This window comes from Flavonifractor plautii ATCC 29863 (genome assembly GCF_000239295.1).
Lineage (GTDB): Bacteria > Bacillota > Clostridia > Oscillospirales > Oscillospiraceae > Flavonifractor > Flavonifractor plautii.
This window is the reverse complement of record NZ_JH417629.1, coordinates 1-2,287: the sequence shown is the minus strand read 5'-3', so window position 1 is coordinate 2,287 and position 2,287 is coordinate 1. Positions and strand designations below refer to the sequence as shown.

At 53.1% G+C, this 2,287-nt stretch carries 2 tRNA genes and 1 rRNA gene; all 3 read left to right on the top strand.

What is annotated here, in order from left to right:
* Positions 1–372: 372 nt before the first annotated feature.
* The 3 genes from HMPREF0372_RS00645 (at position 373) to HMPREF0372_RS00635 (ending at position 2,287) form a co-directional block, all read left to right on the top strand.
* Positions 373–1,904, top strand: a 16S ribosomal RNA gene (locus tag HMPREF0372_RS00645).
* A 220-nt stretch (positions 1,905–2,124) separates the two neighbouring features.
* Positions 2,125–2,201 (top strand) — tRNA-Ile (locus tag HMPREF0372_RS00640).
* A gap of 10 nt (positions 2,202–2,211) precedes the next feature.
* Positions 2,212–2,287, top strand: a tRNA-Ala gene (locus HMPREF0372_RS00635).

Below are 2,287 nucleotides of genomic sequence, written 5' to 3'. Positions count from 1 at the left end.
TGAAAAAAGTGCTTGACAAATGAGTGAGAGCGTGGTAAACTAAATGAGTTCGCGCCGAGAGGCGGGAACCTGCTTGAAAAGAACAAAAAGAACGGCCATGAGGCTGAAAAACCTCAGAAAAGTTTGAAAAAAGTTCTTGACAAGCGAAAGCGTGAGTGCTAAAATAAATAGCACGTCAGCAGAAAAGCTGACAGGGGCGTGTACCTTGTAAATTAAACAACGTGAGAGAAACACGAAGCACCAGAAAGGACGAGAAGTCCTTCTGAGCAAGCGCAAGCTTGATGAAGAAGGCTCTTGATTTAATTTCTTTGAAGCTATGAATTGAGCTTCGATAAGATGATTTGAGGAACGGAGACGTTCTTTAGATACCATTTTATTGAGAGTTTGATCCTGGCTCAGGATGAACGCTGGCGGCGTGCTTAACACATGCAAGTCGAACGGGGTGCTCATGACGGAGGATTCGTCCAATGGATTGAGTTACCTAGTGGCGGACGGGTGAGTAACGCGTGAGGAACCTGCCTTGGAGAGGGGAATAACACTCCGAAAGGAGTGCTAATACCGCATGAAGCAGTTGGGTCGCATGGCTCTGACTGCCAAAGATTTATCGCTCTGAGATGGCCTCGCGTCTGATTAGCTAGTAGGCGGGGTAACGGCCCACCTAGGCGACGATCAGTAGCCGGACTGAGAGGTTGACCGGCCACATTGGGACTGAGACACGGCCCAGACTCCTACGGGAGGCAGCAGTGGGGAATATTGGGCAATGGGCGCAAGCCTGACCCAGCAACGCCGCGTGAAGGAAGAAGGCTTTCGGGTTGTAAACTTCTTTTGTCGGGGACGAAACAAATGACGGTACCCGACGAATAAGCCACGGCTAACTACGTGCCAGCAGCCGCGGTAATACGTAGGTGGCAAGCGTTATCCGGATTTACTGGGTGTAAAGGGCGTGTAGGCGGGATTGCAAGTCAGATGTGAAAACTGGGGGCTCAACCTCCAGCCTGCATTTGAAACTGTAGTTCTTGAGTGCTGGAGAGGCAATCGGAATTCCGTGTGTAGCGGTGAAATGCGTAGATATACGGAGGAACACCAGTGGCGAAGGCGGATTGCTGGACAGTAACTGACGCTGAGGCGCGAAAGCGTGGGGAGCAAACAGGATTAGATACCCTGGTAGTCCACGCCGTAAACGATGGATACTAGGTGTGGGGGGTCTGACCCCCTCCGTGCCGCAGTTAACACAATAAGTATCCCACCTGGGGAGTACGATCGCAAGGTTGAAACTCAAAGGAATTGACGGGGGCCCGCACAAGCGGTGGAGTATGTGGTTTAATTCGAAGCAACGCGAAGAACCTTACCAGGGCTTGACATCCCACTAACGAGGCAGAGATGCGTTAGGTGCCCTTCGGGGAAAGTGGAGACAGGTGGTGCATGGTTGTCGTCAGCTCGTGTCGTGAGATGTTGGGTTAAGTCCCGCAACGAGCGCAACCCTTATTGTTAGTTGCTACGCAAGAGCACTCTAGCGAGACTGCCGTTGACAAAACGGAGGAAGGTGGGGACGACGTCAAATCATCATGCCCCTTATGTCCTGGGCCACACACGTACTACAATGGTGGTTAACAGAGGGAGGCAATACCGCGAGGTGGAGCAAATCCCTAAAAGCCATCCCAGTTCGGATTGCAGGCTGAAACCCGCCTGTATGAAGTTGGAATCGCTAGTAATCGCGGATCAGCATGCCGCGGTGAATACGTTCCCGGGCCTTGTACACACCGCCCGTCACACCATGAGAGTCGGGAACACCCGAAGTCCGTAGCCTAACCGCAAGGAGGGCGCGGCCGAAGGTGGGTTCGATAATTGGGGTGAAGTCGTAACAAGGTAGCCGTATCGGAAGGTGCGGCTGGATCACCTCCTTTCTAAGGAGATTTCAACGGAAGTAGTTTTCTGTTGTAACGTCCTAAGGTCAGCTTTCTGGAGCGAATGGCTTTCACGTTGTTTAATTTAGAGGGTACACTCTCGGGTACCCGAACAGAGCCCAGCGAAGCGGGTCTGTTCGGGAGAGGAGACGCAAGAGAGCGCAGTGAGGGATGGCCGTGAGGGCGTCACGAACGGAGCGGACTTTGCGTCGACGACGACGGGCCCATAGCTCAGCTGGCTAGAGCGCACGACTGATAATCGTGAGGTCGGTGGTTCGAGTCCACTTGGGCCCACCACCAAAACCCTGGGGGTTTAGTTCAGCTGGTAGAACACCTGCTTTGCAAGCAGGGGGTCACCGGTTCGAGTCCGGTAACCTCCACCA